18 protein-coding genes are annotated in these 18280 nt (G+C 33.9%); 6 read left to right on the top strand and 12 right to left on the bottom strand.

The genetic code is table 11. The annotated features are described in order from the left end of the window. The first annotated feature begins 7 nt into the window (after positions 1-7). Positions 8-1621, top strand: coding sequence for a right-handed parallel beta-helix repeat-containing protein (locus EDF66_RS07735; protein WP_165902399.1), 1614 nt, complete (start codon positions 8-10; stop codon positions 1619-1621). 223 nt (positions 1622-1844) lie between these two features. On the opposite strand, the gene EDF66_RS26455 is transcribed toward EDF66_RS07735, so the two are convergent. Both EDF66_RS26455 and EDF66_RS26580 read right to left on the bottom strand, forming a co-directional pair. After that, complete coding sequence (locus EDF66_RS26455; RefSeq protein ID WP_165902398.1) at positions 1845-2279, bottom strand: PD-(D/E)XK nuclease family transposase; 435 nt, start codon at positions 2277-2279, stop codon at positions 1845-1847. Positions 2280-2346: 67 nt separating this feature from the next. Next, positions 2347-2646, bottom strand: coding sequence for a PD-(D/E)XK nuclease family transposase (locus EDF66_RS26580; protein ID WP_132841809.1), 300 nt, complete (start codon positions 2644-2646; stop codon positions 2347-2349). A gap of 196 nt (positions 2647-2842) precedes the next feature. Between EDF66_RS26580 and EDF66_RS07720 the strand changes: the two genes are divergently transcribed. The 3 genes from EDF66_RS07720 (at position 2843) to EDF66_RS07710 (ending at position 5383) form a co-directional block, all read left to right on the top strand. Then, positions 2843-3556, top strand: coding sequence for a CPBP family intramembrane glutamic endopeptidase (locus EDF66_RS07720; protein WP_132841744.1), 714 nt, complete (start codon positions 2843-2845; stop codon positions 3554-3556). 287 nt (positions 3557-3843) lie between these two features. Beyond that, positions 3844-4560 (top strand): hypothetical protein, encoded by a 717-nt coding sequence (locus EDF66_RS07715; protein WP_132841743.1) that lies wholly within the window; start codon positions 3844-3846, stop codon positions 4558-4560. Positions 4561-4756: 196 nt separating this feature from the next. Next, positions 4757-5383, top strand: a complete 627-nt coding sequence (locus EDF66_RS07710) for a hypothetical protein (RefSeq protein WP_132841742.1) — start codon at positions 4757-4759, stop codon at positions 5381-5383. A gap of 38 nt (positions 5384-5421) precedes the next feature. Here EDF66_RS07710 and EDF66_RS07705 read toward each other — a convergent pair whose 3' ends face one another. The 7 genes from EDF66_RS07705 to EDF66_RS07675 all read right to left on the bottom strand — a co-directional run bounded on the left by EDF66_RS07705 (position 5422) and on the right by EDF66_RS07675 (position 12681). After that, positions 5422-6336: an NAD(P)H-binding protein gene (locus tag EDF66_RS07705; protein ID WP_132841740.1), complete on the bottom strand. Its 915-nt coding sequence runs from the start codon at positions 6334-6336 to the stop codon at positions 5422-5424. Next, entirely contained in the window at positions 6323-6730 is a 408-nt protein-coding gene (locus EDF66_RS07700; RefSeq protein ID WP_132841738.1) for a hypothetical protein, read from the bottom strand. Before EDF66_RS07700 ends, EDF66_RS07705 begins: the two co-directional genes overlap by 14 nt. A 49-nt stretch (positions 6731-6779) precedes the next feature. Further along, complete coding sequence (locus tag EDF66_RS07695; RefSeq protein ID WP_132841736.1) at positions 6780-7778, bottom strand: DUF6268 family outer membrane beta-barrel protein; 999 nt, start codon at positions 7776-7778, stop codon at positions 6780-6782. A gap of 66 nt (positions 7779-7844) precedes the next feature. Beyond that, entirely contained in the window at positions 7845-8735 is an 891-nt protein-coding gene (locus EDF66_RS07690; RefSeq protein WP_132841734.1) for a helix-turn-helix domain-containing protein, read from the bottom strand. A 482-nt stretch (positions 8736-9217) separates the two neighbouring features. Next, on the bottom strand, positions 9218-10438 hold the full coding sequence (locus tag EDF66_RS07685; RefSeq protein ID WP_132841732.1) for a TCR/Tet family MFS transporter: 1221 nt from the start codon (positions 10436-10438) through the stop codon (positions 9218-9220). Positions 10439-10555: 117 nt separating this feature from the next. Then, entirely contained in the window at positions 10556-11428 is an 873-nt protein-coding gene (locus EDF66_RS07680) for a helix-turn-helix domain-containing protein (protein ID WP_132841730.1), read from the bottom strand. 305 nt (positions 11429-11733) lie between these two features. Continuing rightward, positions 11734-12681 carry a hypothetical protein gene (locus EDF66_RS07675; RefSeq protein WP_132841728.1) on the bottom strand — a complete coding sequence of 316 codons (948 nt, stop codon included), beginning with the start codon at positions 12679-12681 and terminating at the stop codon, positions 11734-11736. A gap of 441 nt (positions 12682-13122) precedes the next feature. Here EDF66_RS07675 and EDF66_RS07670 point away from each other — a divergent pair, with 441 nt between their 5' ends. Both EDF66_RS07670 and EDF66_RS07665 read left to right on the top strand, forming a co-directional pair. Continuing rightward, positions 13123-13836 carry a hypothetical protein gene (locus EDF66_RS07670; RefSeq protein WP_132841726.1) on the top strand — a complete coding sequence of 238 codons (714 nt, stop codon included), beginning with the start codon at positions 13123-13125 and terminating at the stop codon, positions 13834-13836. Between the two features lie 239 nt (positions 13837-14075). After that, positions 14076-14972 (top strand): alpha/beta hydrolase family protein, encoded by an 897-nt coding sequence (locus EDF66_RS07665; protein WP_132841724.1) that lies wholly within the window; start codon positions 14076-14078, stop codon positions 14970-14972. Between the two features lie 335 nt (positions 14973-15307). On the opposite strand, the gene EDF66_RS07660 is transcribed toward EDF66_RS07665, so the two are convergent. The 3 genes from EDF66_RS07660 to EDF66_RS07650 form a co-directional block, all read right to left on the bottom strand. After that, positions 15308-15973, bottom strand: coding sequence for an ATP-binding cassette domain-containing protein (locus tag EDF66_RS07660; RefSeq protein WP_132841722.1), 666 nt, complete (start codon positions 15971-15973; stop codon positions 15308-15310). Positions 15974-16646: 673 nt separating this feature from the next. After that, the gene (locus EDF66_RS07655) at positions 16647-17351 is read right to left on the bottom strand and encodes an NUDIX hydrolase (protein ID WP_132841720.1); all 705 of its coding nucleotides are present in this window, start codon (positions 17349-17351) and stop codon (positions 16647-16649) included. A gap of 2 nt (positions 17352-17353) precedes the next feature. Then, positions 17354-18268 carry a hypothetical protein gene (locus tag EDF66_RS07650; RefSeq protein WP_132841718.1) on the bottom strand — a complete coding sequence of 305 codons (915 nt, stop codon included), beginning with the start codon at positions 18266-18268 and terminating at the stop codon, positions 17354-17356. Positions 18269-18280: the final 12 nt, after the last annotated feature.

Here is an 18280-nt window from a genome sequence, read left to right as displayed (position 1 = left end):
ATTAGATATGCGAAAATTTATTATGTTGATTTCAGTTGCAATGGCTGGATTATTAAGCTCTCATAAACCTATTAGGTTGCATAGTTTGATCGCACAGAAAACAAAAATAGATGTGAAAAGTATGGGTAAAACCTATTATATAGACCCTTCTGGAGATGATGACAGCACGGGTACGAGTATAATAGGGGCATGGAAAACACTCGCTAAAATCAATGCTTCGGTGTTTGGTCCTGGTGACCGTATCTTGTTTAAAAGCGGAGGGGTATGGAATGATACTTTACATATGAAAAACTCGGGAACAGCGAAAGCGCCTATTATCATAGATAAATATGGTGGCGATGTTCTGCCAATTATAAATGGAGGAGGACAAAGAAATGGATCTAATGCTATTATTCTCAATAAAGTGTCTTATTTCGAGGTGAATAATTTAGAAGTGACCAATACAGTATCAACTGGTATAAATTATGCGTCTACCGGCATCCGTGTGGCAGGAGGTAGTCCATCAGAGCCAGCAATAAATAATATTGTGATTAAGAATTGTTATGTCCATGATGTGAATGGCGCTATTGATGGAAATAAGAATTATAACAAAGGTTCTGGTGGAATTATTCTTGATGGCAAAATATATGGTGCATTGATACAAAGTTGTCATGTTGCGAATTGTTCCGTGGAAGGGATAAGAACAACTGGGGATAGAGCAATGGTTGCAAGATCTAAAGATATTAAAATCGATAATAACTTGATTGAATATATCTATGGTGATGGTATTGTCATGTCTGGTGTAACTGGTGGAAGCAAGATCACGCACAATACGGTTTATAAAGCTTGTATAAACACTGGATCAGACAATTATGCTGGTATATGGACAATCGGTAGCTTGAACACACTTGTGGCTTACAATGAAGTATATGGTTTGACAGGTGGTGGAGTTAACGATGGTGTAGCCTTTGATGCGGATGGATATGATAATGATTCTGAGACCGAAGGTGATATCTTTGAATACAATTATTCGCACGATAATAATGGTGGTTTTATGCTTTTTATGAATCAATCCAAGAATATTAAGGTACGCTATAATGTTTCTGTCAATGATATCGGTACGACTCGGTTAAAGAAACTATTTTTGTTCGAAAAAACGATATATGACTCCCGTGAGATCTACAATAATGTTTTCTATATCAAAAATCCAGTGGAGAGCCTGTTTCATGTCATTAATGGGGAGAGTTCAGGAAAACCTTATGCAACTTTTTCAAATAATATTTTTTATACAACCTCAACAATAAACAGTCTTTCTACTCAGCCAGATACCGGCCTCCGGTTTAACAATAATTGTCTATATCCGGCGAGTACATTTACTGCTTTGAATTGGGGGACGACTGTTCTTAGTAATAATTTTTATAAAGACCCTTTATTTGTTAATCATGTTGGCGGAAACGGACTTGATGCAGCGAAAGGTTATCAAGTCAGGAAGGGATCACCGGTTATTAATGCAGGTATTTTTATTAGAAATAATGGTGGAAAGGATTTTTCTGGAAATGCACTATCTTCTGGTAATCCCGATGTAGGGGCATTTCAGCATGTTGTTATTGCAAATGCAGGAAGTTCTCTTACCAAGAATTAAACAGTAATATAAAATCATCGATAATTGGCTTTTTATTTATATCTGTAGGTGTAAACTACAATAAGCACTTAAAGTACTGTCTCCAATGACGGCTGTTGCTACAATGGGATTGTTGTGTTGATCGGTTTGATTAAAAAATAAGGGAAGCCTTAAGGAAGGTATTGAACAACTAAAGCCATTCTTCACAGAATGGCTTTAGTTGTTTTTATATGACCTATATATTTTATTTCAGTCTTTCGATCTCGTCGATCGTAAGCCCGGTACCCCCAGCAATTTGCTCTATAGGTAAACCCATATTTTCAAATTTCAAAGCTGTCTCAATGGCTTTTTTGTGTGCACCTTTAGCAATACCTTCCTTTAAGCCCTCTTTTAAACCTCGATCATGCCCAATAAGCTGAGCAGTAGAATAGGTATTCTCTGCATCACGCTTATGTTTTAAACTTGCTTCGTATGCAATCTTATCCTCTGGTGCTAATTTTGCGACTTCGCCTATGTAAAATATAAGACCAAATACCCGCTTATCCAAAAAATCCGATATTTTATCAAGTTTACTCATGTTTTTCAATAGATATAACCAAATATCCATATCTGTCTTTATATCAGTTTCATTCTTAGTGAAATTTGGTAATACTAAAAAACTTATAACCAAGCTTTTCATAAGAAACACGATTATTCTGCTTATCGCAGAGAGCAACATCATAAAAATACTTACCCCGTTCAGTTTCTCATAATTCAAACTCTAAGATACCGATAAAATATACTTCGGGAAGTTCATATGTATTTCCCTTATAGCCCTTAGGTATAAGTTTATTGATAAGCCTGGATGTATAAAAAACGGTTCGGTCTTTAAAAAAATCTTGATATAGCTGTTGCATCTCAATAATGAAATGCTCACCATCAATGCCGGTACAATACAGATCGAAAATAACCTTACGCTCATTTTCAACATAGCCATCCTGCTCCACTGGCCGATAATGAAGATCTTGAATAACTTTCTCTCCTTCAAAGAGTCCAGAAAATAAAATCTAAATGATAAGCATATATATCTGTAATCAAGATGCCGTATGAGCAATAAAATTCGGCGATAGTGATGTAGTTTGAATATTTCTTTTATATTAGTTAAGTTAAATCGTAAATAAATAAGCAAACTACCAATTAGAATAAAACTATAAAAATCAAATCACTAAGGCGGGATCTCCCCCATATTTTAAAATAAATTAAATGAATTATATCAAAAATATTTTTTGGTTTTATTTAAAAGCTAGTAAAGAATATATCAAGCAGTTATCCGTTAAACAAAAACTAATAGGTTGCATCTTTCTATTGGTTATGAATTTCGTTGCATTATTTATTTTTGAATTGCTCGTACCTATTCTATTAATCTCATCGGGCTTAATAGATGATTGGCCTCGAATAAAAAACTCTTCAGCTAATCAAAATTTAATCAGTGCCCTTTACCTTGCTTTTCTTATTCCAATTATGGAAGAATTAGTTGGGAGGTTATGGATTGTTTATAATCCAAAATATGTGTCCTGGTCTCTAGCTACTACCTCTGGGATTATTATTTACAAATTATTTGGAAGTAACCCTAATTTGCTTTGGTATGAGAATTATCGCTGGCTTTCTATTTCAATAATAATATCTATTTCTACATTTTACTTTATTAAATCTAAAAATCAAGATTTACTAGAAAAATTATGGAATAATAATCAACGTAAGATTATTATTCTGTCAGCACTTATTTTTTCAATTCTCCATTATAAGCACTATGAAATAAGTTTTGGAATTATATTTTTACTTCCGCTTGTCTTCGCGTTCTATTTCATCAGTGGACTTATCTTGGGATATGCAAGGGTCAGATACGGATTTATATACTGTTGTATCCTTCATATTTTATATAATTCACTTCTTCTATCAATCAAATATATCTCATGAAACATTTAGTATACCAATCATTAGTGAAATAAACTGGTTAAATAAATGGAGAAAGCTTAAAAAACACTGACTGTGTCATTTCCTTAAAAAGCTTTGAAAATTTACCCATTGATCTTAAATGAGTTAAATCTGAGCCTACATATTCCATATTTAAGAATCTTTGGTTTATTATACCATATTTTTATATTTATTCGCTGTTCGCAATATACGATGGCTTCAACAGAGTCATTAACGATCCGACACATATAGTAAATAAGTATAAGTAACTTTCAGTTGATTAAAATCATATGCCACTTTACACTTCAGGGCCAACCTATGACAGAAATGTTTCAAAACAACGTAAATTACAAAAAATATGTAAACGGTTAAGTGTGCTAAGTGTTATTACAGCAATATGGGTTGCAATGGTACCTGCACCATATGAATTGGCAATATATACCAATATCATAATACCCCTAATGGCTTTGTTAATTGCTAGACTATATAATAAATATTGTAGAATAGATACACAATTATCGCTTAATAAGCCTACTGTTTACTACATTATTCTTCTTCCATCTTTGGGCTTGACTATTAGAAGTATAAAAGAATACGACCTACTTAACTACTTCATGACACTACCCTATATTTTTGGTTTTACAATATTGCTGTTATGCATTCTCCTTATTGGAAACAGGGAATACAAATTTCAGCCCTCAAAAGTTTACCTGAATGTGATACTTTCATATCTATTTCTATTGGGGTACAGTTATGGAACGATAACCTCCTTAAATATTCTGCTGGATAATTCAATTCCCCAGGTATTTCATCCCACTATCTTATCAAAAGATTTTGGTAGTGCAAAAACTTCACCTAAGTTAATGCTATCAGCTTGGGGACCTAAAACGGAGGAGAATAGTATCACGATTTCACGTAAACAATTTAGAGATAGCGAAGAACAGGAAAAGGTAATACTTTATTATTTCACTGGAAGATTTAAGATCCCATGGTATATACTCGAGTGACCAGAGATATTGCGGTGATAGACTCTCATATCCTTCAATATTTCTTCCGAATATTATCGTTTCATTAATTTAACACTTTGATTAATAAATATTTACTCGCTAGAAAGCATATAAGTAAATTAAAATTGAGAAGAAAAGGCGTAAATTAATAAAAAAATAAGTATTAGATGTCTAATTACAATAATTAAAGCTGATTATGGAAAATATAAATCCTTGGAATTATATTCCATTAAATGACTACGAACAACATATGGAACATAAAGATGTCGCGCAAGCGCAGTTACTGAATTCTTTAACATACAAATACTTAAAAAAACATAAGCCTGAGAACATCTTATTTTTAGGTATAAGTGGCGGTAATGGACTAGAACATGTTGATACAGATCGAGTAAAAAAAATCTTTGGAATCGATATAAACCAGTCTTATCTCAATGAAAGTCATAAAAGGTTTGGAAATAAAATCAGGCAATTAGAGCTTGCAACGGCTGACATTGGTACTTCAACTAAATCATTCATAAAAGCAGATTTTATTTGGGCAGCTTTAATTTTTGAATACGTCAATATTGAAGGTGCTTTTCAATTTATCGCAAATAATTGCAATAAATATATCAACCTGATCATAACAATACAATCCAATAACGGAACTAATTCTGTTAGTTCTACGGGAATTGAAAGTGTCAAGTCTGTAAAAGATATTTTTAAAAATGTAGATCGAAATGAATTACAAAATACGGCATCAAAATTTGGATTTAGGTTGACTAATTCGGAAGAGAACATACTGCCTAACGGCAAGTCTTTTCTGACCTATGAATTTAACATTTAGATAGGATTGTTGGCCAAATTCATCATGAAATATGTGCTCTAAAACAATAGCGTCCAGAGAGGCTTTCTTTTAAAAAGATGCCGATATTCTTGCAGGTATTCATCCATAATACGTGGTTTTCTTAGAATTAAGTCAGTAATGGTATCGGTTTCCGGCTCTGGAACCTTAATTGCCAGATCATCAAGTTCAACAATATGCGTAGCCAGCCATCTCGGTAATTTTGATTTTTTTGTTAATTGACTAAATAATTCGTCAGGCGTAATATCTACATATTCGATTTTACAACATGTTATGCGAGATAATTTTGCGGCCATTTCTAGGTTCGAAATAGCCTGAGGCCCCGCAAGAACAATTGACCGTTGCTTTAATTCATCCTTTGCCAATAAACAATTTACTGCGACCGTTGCTACATCACGGCTATCAACGTAATTTCGCTTAGCATGACCTAAAGCGCCATAAATTTTACCAAAATATTGAATTGTTAGCGCATTTCGTTCCCAATTTTGCATAAATGAATGTGGTCTTAAGCAACAGAAATCATCCATATTTTGTGAAAGATAGTCCTCTACTTTACTATGCCATTGGCTTACCTCCACTTTGGCAGGAGACTGAACTACAGGTGCAGACAATTTAACGATTCGTTTTATACCACTTTGTTTGGCAGCATCAATTATGTTAATCTCCTGTTCAACCTGATCTGGAGATGTTGCAGTTAAAAGAAACAATGCATCTGCCCCAATACAAGCTTCTTTAAGTTGACCCCTTGAATTTAAGTCAGCACTTACATAAGTTATATTCGATGGTTGGGTATCTATCAGTACAGGATAAGATCGTTCAGGACTTCTGAGAACCCCTCTTGCTATACAATCAGAATCTTTTAGTTGACGCATTACTTCTCTTCCAACTGTACCTGTACATCCAAAAACAACTATGGTCGGCTTAATTTTTTTCATTTTTATAATTTTTTATATGTTGACGGATTGTTATTATTGTTGCACCTAGAAATGCTGAGGTTATTATATTAAAGCGTTCTGATTGAAGTTTAAATAACGATGTGCACAACATCCCCAGACCAATCATTAACAGAATGATCAAAAGGGATCCTACCCACTTTTTTCGCACGAATATCTGTCTCAGCTCGAATTGCCAAAGTATAATAAAGCTCAGTATCGTTGACAGTAGCGAGGATAATCCTATAGTCGTGTAGCTTGCCATCATAAGATCAGTTTTTTGAAGCACAAAAGCTGATATAAAAGACATTAAGGCAGGAAATACATAAGCGGGAATAGCTGCAACCATCAATAAGCGCAGGCTGAAATCTGAAGGGGGACAATCTCTATTTTTCATATGATAGTAAGAATAGTTATTTTCATCTGTGTATTTAATGGATAATTATTTATCTCCTACCAATACGATAGCTCAGTGCAGCTTTTCCGTAGGCCATGTTAGAAATAGCGAAATCATTCACTGTCTTTTGTGTGCTGTCGAATAGCTCATAACGATTCAACAGTCCCATTCCACCTTGTACCTGAAGCCAGACCCCTCCCATCAAGTGTTGATGTACCTGTAGGCCGCCATGTATAGTAGAAAACTGCGCGTAATCGACTTCCTTGCCACTATAACGGCGATAATTTTTCAAGTTAAATCGCGTCCAGTCTATTGATCCCGCCAAACCTACCTGTGTGTTTGGACTCACATTATAAAGTACGTTTAATCTAGGCCAATAAAACTGGGCCAACCATTTGTTATTTGTGCTTCGATAATCAATTGATATTCCTGGAGTAATTAAAGTCTCGCCGAAAGAATGTAAGGCATGAACACCAAATCCTATTTCGAGATTCGATGCAGTTCCAAATTTTTTCGATACACCAAGTATTCCGTCCAGAATCAGATCATCAAAGGAAAGAGATTTTTTAAAATCCGTAGCTAGGGTTGGCATTGCGATTCCTAAAATAGACCATTTTCTCGAAATCGGGTGCCGAATAATAATTACCGATTTTATCTCATGAATTCTTTCAATCCGGTTGGGATCATCAATCGTTTCGTTGTCATAATTGAAATCCATTAAACGATAATTCAAATTACTAAAGATGCTTGTCCTGCCTATTTTTACAGGGGGAATTGGCAGCCATACATCATAGGTATTCAGTTGAAATTTATTTCCTGAACGGGAACTTTCTGGTGGCAGATCTTTGAAGTTAGCTTTACTATGAACAGTAGCGGCAATCCCTCCAACGTCCTGAATGATCTGACTATAGCTTTTATTTGGAAAGAAGAGCGCTAAGATAAGAATACAAAAATATGGCCATTTGGCTATGACTTTGTATTTACAATAAAAGGTAATTTGGAGGACAGTCCTGATACCGAAGTTTCTAATAGAAATTAATGTTTTCATTTTCTTTGGATTTAATAATACAAAGGTGGACTGAAAACAAGAATTGCTTTAAAACTAAACCACTCTTTACTCGGACAAATCCTGCATAAAGATAATTCTATATTCCGAGGGTGTTACTCCAGTTATTTTTTTAAATAAGCGTCCAAAGTAGCTAGGATCGCCATAATTAAGCTCAAAAGCAATTTCAGAAATACTCTTGGTCAGGTCCTGTAAAAGAAGCTGGCTCTGCAAGATACTGACTTTATTGATCCATTCCTTTGGACTTTCACCAATGGTTTCCTTTACACATCTGTGGAGATAATTTTCGGAAACAGATAGCTCACCGGCATAAAATAAAATCGACTTATGTTGCAGATAATACCTATAAACCAACTCCTTAAAGTTAAAAGTAATTTCTGCACTCCGATTGATACTTTTATTCAGTTCTTTACTGGAAGTAAAAATCTTCTGGAGTCCTGCCTGCAAAAGAGAATAACAAATGCCAAGATTCGGATTTGGATAATATATCTCAATACTCAATAGTTCAAACAGAGATGTTAACCATGTGCTACTCTCCTCCGATAAATGAATAACTGTATTAGCAGAAAAGAGTTTAATGAGTTCCTGCTTTGAAAGCAATTGATTGAGTGTCTGATCTTCAAATAAAATCATGTATCCCGCGGCATCCGGGCTGACTTCCTTCAATGAAGTTACGTTCCCTTGTTTGACAAATAAGATTTCATCTTGTTTTATTGACACCAAATTAGCATCGACCTGTTGTTTTGCACTTCCTCTTGTAATATGAACAATAAAATTGAATTCGGGTCTATGTAATGGCGTGGGGACTTTAATGAAACCAGATGTTTTTCCAATATCATGTATCTGAACAGGTGTTCTTAAAATTGCAAAGTCAGTTGACATCTCTGACATAAACTGCCCCCTGAAATCTGTTGGAGTTATTCTCTTTATTTTAGACACAGCACAAAACTATAGGATAAATGATATCATGTATAAACTTTCATTAGCAAATGAACGGAATTTAGATTTACCATCGTTGCTTTTATTGAAAAAAAATATTTTCCCTTTCTTTATATTTTTGAACTGCAAATAAAATCATAAAAAATGCTTAGTTGGATACTGTGGACTTTATTTGCTAATCCAATGATATACCCATCGTATTTTAATAGTGGATTCATAATGAAATTTATTTTGACAATGATTTTTCTTCATTGAAGATCATTTATATTGTTATTCCAAACATATTAACAATTTTAGTTTTTGTTTCTAAAAGCATCAGCCCCACATCCCCCAACTCAAACCTTGATGCTTTGCATAAGCAATTGTTGATTTAAAAGTAGTGTTTAAATCATACCTACCCTATGGCAATTAGACTAAACAAAAAAACTCGGTTAATGAAGGAAATGGATAGGTGAAATTAATTTGTTTTTTTTAATCTTGGCTTATTGTTTGTTTTTTCGTCGAAAAGCAAAATAAATAATAATTGCACTAACTGACATTAATATGGAAGCTAAAAAAAATGGTGCTCCAGAAAATTTAAATAGTGCTTTATCATGTGTAAAATAATAGAATAGGTTTGTCATAATCGGAGGACCTACTATAGAAGTCGCACTCATTAGACTGGTTAGTGCCCCTTGAAGTTCACCCTGTTCATTTGAAGAAACATTTTTACTGATTAGGGATTGCAGTGCTGGTCCGCATATCCCCCCTAAAGCATAGGGTAAGAGGAAAATAAACATCATCCACCCTTCATTAGTAAATGCAAATAACATTAAACCCAATGCATATAATAACAACCCAAAATAGATACTTTTATATTCCCCCAACTTGGGTGTGGTCCATCTTATTAAGAGTCCTTGTACTAATCCGGTCAATAAACCCAGTAAACCTAGCGATAGACCTACAACTCGCTCTGTCCAGTTAAATTTATACATGGTAAAAAAATGCCAATTACTCTGTACTGCATGAAGAGCTATGTAGACCAGAATTAAAGCAAAAATAAGATTTGATATTTTTGACTGTTTTCTCAAAAAATTAAATGTACCGATGGGATTTGCTCGTTTCCAGTCAAATGAACGACGTTTATCTTTATCTAAACTTTCTGGTAGTACAAATAACCCATAAAGAAAATTCACCATACATAGCAAAGCTGCTGCATAAAAGGGAACTCGAGTTCCATAATACCCAAGTAAACCGCCAGTTACTGGGCCTATAATAAATCCTAATCCAAAAGCAGCTCCGATTAGGCCGAAATTTTTCGTTCTATCTTCATCGGTGGATATATCTGCAATGTACGCACTTGCTGTGGAAATACTTGCCCCTGTAAGCCCAGCAATGATTCTTCCAAAAAATAACCAACCCATGGATGGTGCAAATGCTAACAGCATATAGTCAACTGCAAATCCAAAAAGAGAAATTAAAAGGATTGGGCGCCTTCCATATTGATCACTAAGATTTCCCACTATAGGCGCAAATATAAATTGGGTGATAGCATACGCAAATCCGAGCCATCCACCATATTTGGCGGCTTCACTAAGGTCACTATGAATAAATTCTCCGATGAGTTTTGGAACTACTGGAAGTATAATTCCCCAACCTGTAATATCAATCAACAATGTGATAAATATAAATCCTATGGCCGCTTTTTTATCTGTTTTTCTCATGCAGTAAAAGTAAAAAGAGACAAAAGGAAGGTATTGACAATTTAATGGTATTTACATACAATCTGAAAGTTGATCTTATTTACCCATCAATAACGGTTAAAAAACAACTATCATTAATTATTCATTTCTGTAAGTTTTAGGCGATATTCCAACTGCTCTTTTAAAATATCTGCAAAAAACACTTGTTTCTTCGAAATGAAGTTCATTGCTTATTTCTTTAATGGATAGACTAGAGGATTTTAGTAATGTTTTAGCATGTAGAATGGTGAGATGATCAATCCATTGTAAGGCAGATTTTCCAGTTTTCTGTTTTAGAAAACTGGAAAGATACTGCGGTGTTAAATGAAGTTTTTCAGCATAAAATGCAACGCTTCTATGTTGGTTAGCATACTTAGCAATAAGGAGATAAAAATCATCTATGATCTCATGTTTGCGGCTCTTTACTACACTTTTGCAATGAGGTAAATTAGAATATATTTCAGAAATCATACTTATTAAAACTAGAACAAGATGCCGTAGCATTTGTGTTTTATTTGGACTCGCTTTCTTATGATAGAAATTTTGTATAAGTGTGAGTAAATCATGTTGAAGCTTTATTTCGTCGGGCTGAAGCCTTACAATTGGTTCCCATCTAATTTGATCATTCATGACAAACTCACGTAGAATGGGAAATTCTGTAATAAAATCTAATGAAAGACCAATTGTTATTATTTCTGCATGTTCACTCAATGACTTTGTTTCGATCATCAATTGCGGTTGTAAAACAGCAATATCACCTGCGTTTATTTCATATTCAAGAAAATGGATTTGCGATTTCATGGATCCTTTTATCATAAATCCCAATAATAAACCATCAAACAGACGACTATGACTTGTAAATTTCTTATTTGGGTCGTTTTGCTGACTAAGAATTACTATCCCTTCCGTCTTTTCAGCAGGATCAAGATTATATAATTTATAGACATTATCCAAAGTTATAAATAGAGCCATGTTCAAATGTCGGAAAAAAAACACACCTATAGCAAGTGGCGTCCAGGTAGTACCTTACAAATTGTATGTAAACACAATAAAATTGCAAAATTATAGATGAAATGATTTCAATAATTGATAAATTTGAGAATTACAATATTGACTTTCCACTTGATACTGCGATCAGAGGTTTTTATAGATCTCTTGATCAATATTATTCGATAATTCGAAAAATGCTTTTACATCGTCTTTTTTCACGAACCCGCTTCCTACTTTCCAACTTGATAAAACCTCAAAATTGAAGAAAGTTAACGCCGTAGGCGTGTTTATTTCTTTCCGTATTTAGTTATTGCATAACCGTCAAACCGTATTAGTTCTAATTCATCCTTTCCTTTTGGTATATTGTAATAAAAATTATAAAATTGAACAACTCTACCTTTGGGATAATTTTCTTTAGTAAAGTTAGAGGTTATGGCAGATTGCTTGATTATTTCTAGATTCTTTTGAACTAGCGTTGCCCTAGTTCCGTTTCCATAAATTTTGACTTCACAACTATCTTTTGGCAACAATGTAAAAGTATTTGATAATAATGCTTTTCTTTCGGTTAACATCCATTCTTTTTTCATTCCTCGTAATTGTGCTACTTCAAATTCAGCGCTTTGGATAATTTCCAAAACATTATTGCTATCTCTATCATTTATGCCTTTTGTTAGTTTAGCAACAGCATTATAGAGTTTATCAAGTAATTCCTTCGAATTTGTCAACTGAACTGATTTATTTAAGGTAGATAGTTCGATAGGAACTTTAGCTTTAAACTTTATGGTTTTCAAAAAGTAACCATTCTTAATGTTTTCTTGGGTTATATCATCATCAGATAATTGATAATTTACTAAAATATTTTCTTCAGGAAAATCGGATTTATTTGAAATGATCGATACCCCTTTAGCTGACTTGACCAATAGAATTTCTAAAATCGGTTTTCCTTGCTTTTTGTACTTTGTCAAATCAATCAACACTTTTAATTCTTGCTCTCCATTTTTGTCAATCGCTATGTCAATAAAATTCGGAATGGTATTTCCAAAGAATTCAAACCCTCGAAATACAGGATAATCATTTATTGAAATTTCAGTAGGATAATAAAAAGTCGATTGAATTCCATAGTTATTGTGTTCCAAACTGGATTTTAAGTTATCTAAAAGTTCTGGCTTTCTACCTTGCCCGTTGGAATATGTTACCGCAAGTAATGCGATGATAAATAAACAATATTTTTTCACAATTCTATATTTTTATATGTGTCAGTCTAACCTTTTAAGCTAAAGAATTTGGTATTTATGAAGGAGGAAAAATAGATATATTCCGATAATACTGCCCCCATTCCTATGATACTTCACTTCCCTGATTTTGGTTATCTAATGATTTTTATCAGTAACTTGACAATATTACCTTTTTTTTATTAGACATTACCTTTAAATTCAATAGGATGTGAAGTATGCACTATCATATGCAGCACGGCATCTGCAATTGTGACTTCTCCGATCACATAGGAGATCTAACTAACAATTTTAAATTATCCTTAACTTATGTCAATTTGAAAAACTTGGTCAATGAAGGAAAGGGAGAGATGAATCTATGGGCTTTGATTGTTTTTTATTACATTAGAAAAAGATATCGACCTCGCATAAATAATGAAGACGAATTGGTAAAAATTAGATTATATGAAACCAAACTATTTAAGTGCTAGTTATTCATTCATTATTATTTTAATCAGTTGTGGATTACTTTATAAATTCTATATAAATAATGTAAATAATACTTTTATATGGGGAATTGTATTTATAGTGATAGCTGTTTTTATTTTTGTATTTATTTCATCTTTTAAAGGTATTGGAATATTTAAAACTGAAAAAGAGGCTAATAAGTATAAAGGAAAATTATCATATAATAACGATGCATATACGGTCATTACCTATTCTAAGGACATTGTAGTATCCTGGAATTCTGTAGAGGCTATATTTTATATTAATTCCCCCCCGCTTGATGGCGAATATCATAATAAGGAATATAGAATTTTTTTAAATAATGACCCTGTAATCATAAATAAAAGACCTTTAAAATGGTATGATACCATACTGCCATCGCCTAAAAAAGAAGAATATCCAATGATTAAAATTGATGATTATTATAACATTGATTTTAATACATTTTTACCTTCCATAGAAAGGTTTCTTATGATTAAAAATGTACCACCAGGCCTTTTAAATGGCAAATTTGGAAACCAAGTAGACTATGTGAAAAAAGAAAACACAGTCATTGGAGTTCCCCGTAATAAATTGTTAATGACGACAGGATTTTACGTATTATATGATAAAGGAAGTCATAGTGACTTTGAATTAAAAGAATATAGAAAAAATGCAACAGTCCTTCGTTAGCGTCGTACAATTTGCTCTAAGGACTCAACTACGCTCTTACAGTTTGTTTTCATGATTACCAAGAGCACTTGAAAGCAATTATGTAAGGTTTGTCATACGAAGTCTTACATAATTATTTCAAAATTTTACGTTAACCTAAGAAATTCCACCTTTCACCGAATAATCTCAAACTACTAACCGAAAATACGTTGATAGATAACGTTTATTAAGTGATCATTGCATAAATTTAAAATCTAAATATGACAATCATCAACACGGCCAATTCTGTTGCTTTTAGCAAAGCATGTCTGATCTTTTCATTTCTACTAGTATCACTGACATTATATGCTCAATCCACAACTATAAATCCGATAAATTTTAGGAGCAAAAAGATAAAATTGTCAGGCGCAATTTATGCGGCTAAAGACCCGAAAGCTGGTGTAGTTATCGTTCATGGATCTGGCCAAGAATTGAGGTCTATCGAATTAGCCTCATTTTTAGCTAATAATGGCATTTCTGTCCTTACATATGACAAACGAGGAGTTGGCGAATCAGGAGGCGAATATGCTGGCCCCGAAGTCGGCACCAATAACATTGACCCCAATAATCTCGATCTGCTCGCGACAGATGTACAGGAAGCACTAAAAACGCTAAAAGAATTTATCCAAGATAAGAACGTCCCAGTGGGTCTTTTTGGAGGCAGTCAAGCAGGCTGGATAATACCCATAGCTGCAGATAAATGTAAAAAAACTGATTTTATCGTATTGTTAAGCGGTCCTGTAATACCCACACTGGAACAACTTCGTTTTCAATTTTTCACAAACGGTAATCGCAACTTTTGGGATACACATTCTGAATTGGAGGTACGACAACATATCAGCAATGCACCAGACAAATTTCAATTTGTAAATACTGACCCTGTGAAATCTCTTAAAAGATTAAAAATACCCGGACTCTGGCTATTTGGAGACAAAGATATCCAAGTGCCAATAAGATTATCAATTGAAAAGTTAGAAAATCTTAAATCTGAGGGAAAAGATTTTGACTACAAAATATTCCCCAACTTCGGACATAACCTTTCCATCTCAGCAAGTATGGAACCCACTAAATTTGCTATAGGTTGGATCAAAAGTTTAGCAGAACGAATCAACAACTAAGTTTCCAATATATTCTTTATCAAAGCTGAAAGAAGTTTACTAAACTTAAAAAAGGCAAAAAAAGGCCATTTAAATAAAAACCATCAGAAGAACAATTAAACTGGAGTTGTTAACCTAGTCGGTATTTTATGAAATAGTTTTATGGATGGCAAAATTCCATTGGAAATAATAAAAGGAACGTCAAAACTAACATATAAATTCTATTCACGTTTGGGTGCAACCTCTAATTAAAAATGAAGGGAAATCGGAAGAATGGTGCTAAACAAAGCACGCTATTCTTGACAGAATGGCTTGCTTTGTTTTTTTATATGATCTATGGAAATCAATATATTTTTTCATGGACTTATATACTGATTTCTTACTAAATCAGGAATATCTTGTACAACTAGAAGCTGTTGATTCTTTATCAGATAATTCCGATCTGTAAGATTTAGAACATCATGATAATAATGATCTGAAATTATAATGCCTTTTGTTTTTTTTACCTCTAATAAGAATTCATGGATAACATCCCGGTAGAGAGGCTCTATCATGGAAAAGGGCTCATCTAAAATCAAGAAAGAGTGATCTAAATTTCCGATCAATAAAAGTTCGAGGTATTTCAATTCTCCTTCAGAAAGTGTTCCAATTTTTTTATTCTCTAATAACGATATTCTTTTTGAAGAAAAAATTTTATTCTGGCCATCATCTGAAGGAAAGAATAAAGTAATGATATTTTTAACTAAGTGGCCCTTGGGCAAAAAATGTTGCTGTGGCAAGAGACCTATATGCTTTTTAGGAATAATATGGTCTCTTGAAATAAAGGTATTGTTGATTTTAATATCTAAACTTCCTTTTTTCTCAATGCCAAAGATCATTCTAAATAAAGTAGACTTTCCTGTTCCATTTCTGCCAAAAATTCCTATGATTTCATGCATATCACAATAAAAATGTGCGTTTAATAGTAGCTCAGATTGTTTAGGGAATTGAATAGAAATATTGTCAACAATTAATTTTTTCATTTAATAACAAAATAATAAAGCAGCAGTAATAAAAGAGAGATAAAAGTATTCAACACAAGTATCTTGGCTATGAGCTGTCGTTTTGAATAACCTAAATTATAATATATATAATACTGATTAGAATAAATGTAGTTATAAGCTTTTAATCCAACCCAAACCCCTATAGTAGAGAAGATGATTAATGAAAAGAAAATCCCTGTTGCTAAACCAATTATAATACTAAAACCCAAATTAAACATGGTGACATCTCGATAGTATGTTAACACAGGACTCATGATGAATTGATTTAAAAAATGATTTTTCTTTACTGAAGATAGTCTATAATATTATCCCAAACATATTAAAAATTTAACTTTCCAGATGTTAAAAAAATATAAATAACAATAGCCATATCACACAATATTGCCTTGACTAACCATATGATTAAACAATAAATTACTTATACGAGTTTATCGATTGAGATACTTTCCACCTACCGCTATTATAGACTAATGTAACAAGGTCGGGTTTGATAAAGCCCAAACTGCATCGATAAATATAGAAAGCCACTCTCGACAGAATGGCCTTCTATATTTTATAGGATCTATTTGATTTTCCTAAGCTTTTAGCTCCCTATTACTTCATCTGTATTAGTTCAAATAATCAACATTTGTCATAAAAAAATTGGGATGTTTTAAAGCTCAAAATAGAATCCCGATTCTTTCAGAGATTCGTATTTGTCTCTATCGAAGCTGTAAATCTTGGCCGCACGAGAATGGCGATCTGGCTGCTTTTCGCTGTGATCAACTAGCAATCCCATACTCAAAATCTTTTTACGGAAATTGCCTCGATCAATCGCTCTCTGCAGAATGGTTTCATATAGCTTGTGTAGTTCTGGCAATTTGAATTGCTCGGGCAATAATTCAAACCCTACTGGCTGGTAGCGTATCTTTCCTTTCAGACGCTCAATGGCAACGGATAAAATCTGATCGTGATCAAAAGCTAATGCCATGGCTTCGCCCAAACTGAACCACTTTACTTCTTCAATGTCAAGACCTGCCTCAATAAGATAATCGGTGGACTTGACCAAGGCATAGTAAGCAATGCTGATAACTCGAAAACGGGGATCTCGATCGACATTTGAAAAAGTATACAGCTGCTCCAAATAGATATCTTCTAGTCCAGCTTCTTCCGCCAGCTTCCGACGAGCACATTCATCAGCAGTCTCTTGTTCTAAAATAAATCCCCCAGGGAATGCCCATTGGCCTAAAAAAGGTTCGATACCACGCTTCGTAAGCAACACTTTGAGTTCTCCGTTACCAAATCCGAAGATGACACAGTCTACTGTGACTGCTGGTCTTGGGTATTCATATGTGAAAGTTTTTTTTGTGCTGGTCATAACTATAAATTAATATCAGTTGATTTACAAATATGAATACCGTATTGCTTCCGAAGTGCTTCGAACTGTTGTTTTGTACTGTCTTCAAATCCGGTAATTGGCGACATACAGTCTTCTAATATTGTGATACGCGACGTGATCTCCCTATTGTCTGCAAAATATTCCAAAATCTGATTGACAGAGGCTAATACACAGTGACTGGAGGCCTGACCGGCAATGTAAATGGAGTCATACTGGCTTACAGCATTTAGCACTTCAAAATTGATATAATGCTCAGGGTCGTACTCGGCTTTTATGATGCCATACATTTCAGAATAGGGATTTTGCCCTTTGTAAATTAACCGCGGGGCTGTGCTGCGAGCCGCCGCATGAAAGTAGAGCATTTTGGTGAACTGGCTTTCGAGCTTTTCTCCTACCGTCCCTTCTAAACAATGATATGGCCATATACACAAGTTTTTTTTGTTTTCAATTTCCAAATTATGGAGATAATCCATAGAGTGATCATGTTCACCATTGGCCGCTGTCCAGATGCCTTGAACAACATCCTCGTAAGTAATAATGGTAAATGGTGACGGATGGTTGCCTTCGCGATCTATCCACCAAACTGGGTGAAAAACCTGCATCAGGGAATGACAATCTAAGCTACATATAATCTGAGTCAGTGAAGCTATATTATGATACATCCATTTTGTGAGTCGCTGCACATCTTCTTTAGACCCCGGCACAGCGAGACTACCGATACTTTCCATAAAGTCGTTTTGCACATCGATAGCTAATAATAGATTCCGTTTCTGATCCTGCGAAGCAGGATTAATATTTTCAGATCGTCCAAGGGCCAGTATATCGGGTATATGTTCTACACTTTTGTAAGAAGCGATATGGTTGACGTCGATAATTTGCTGATACGTGGTATTCATGATACTTAAAAG

This window comes from Sphingobacterium sp. JUb20 (genome assembly GCF_004342035.1).
GTDB classification, from domain to species: domain Bacteria; phylum Bacteroidota; class Bacteroidia; order Sphingobacteriales; family Sphingobacteriaceae; genus Sphingobacterium; species Sphingobacterium anhuiense.
Note: the sequence above shows the minus strand (reverse complement) of the source record. Positions and strands in the feature narration are given on the sequence as shown.